This is a genomic window from Janthinobacterium sp. FT14W (assembly GCF_009208755.1).
GTDB lineage: Bacteria > Pseudomonadota > Gammaproteobacteria > Burkholderiales > Burkholderiaceae_D > Janthinobacterium > Janthinobacterium violaceinigrum.
Genome location: NZ_WFLL01000140.1, coordinates 1 through 443, shown reverse-complemented (window position 1 = coordinate 443; position 443 = coordinate 1). Strand labels below are relative to the sequence as shown.

Here is a 443-nt window from a genome sequence, read left to right as displayed (position 1 = left end):
CCGTCGAACGCGAGCCGCCATCGTCGAGGCCCAGCGCCAGGCGGAATGGCAAGCCCTGCTTCCACTGGATCTGCAGGTCGCTCTCGCCCGGCTTCGCATTGCCGCCCTCGGCCGGCATGATCTGGATATCGGCTTCGGCCGTCGGCACGCGCTTGAAATTCTCCAGCGCCTGCTCCGTGTCGCGCACGTTGAGCAAGTCGCCGGGCCGCGCCGGCACGGCATTCCACCAGGTGGCGCGGGGATGGGTGCCGGGCGCAAAGCCGATCTGGCGGATGCGCCCCGGTATCAACGTCAAAGCCAGGGTGCCACGGCTTAAATCCTGCGGCTCGGCCAGCACCCGCGTGGTGACGTAGCCGCGCGCGATGATGGCGTTCTGCATGCGGCCCATCAGCACATTGATGGCTTGCGTGCCCAGGCAGCGGCCCAGCGCAGCGTCCGGTGCG

Annotated in this window: 1 protein-coding gene; it reads right to left on the bottom strand. The window is 68.8% G+C overall.

Annotation, left to right across the window (positions count from 1 at the left end):
• Positions 1 to 443: POTRA domain-containing protein (locus tag GCN74_RS28345; RefSeq protein WP_193317311.1), on the bottom strand; the 443-nt coding region annotated here is incomplete at both ends.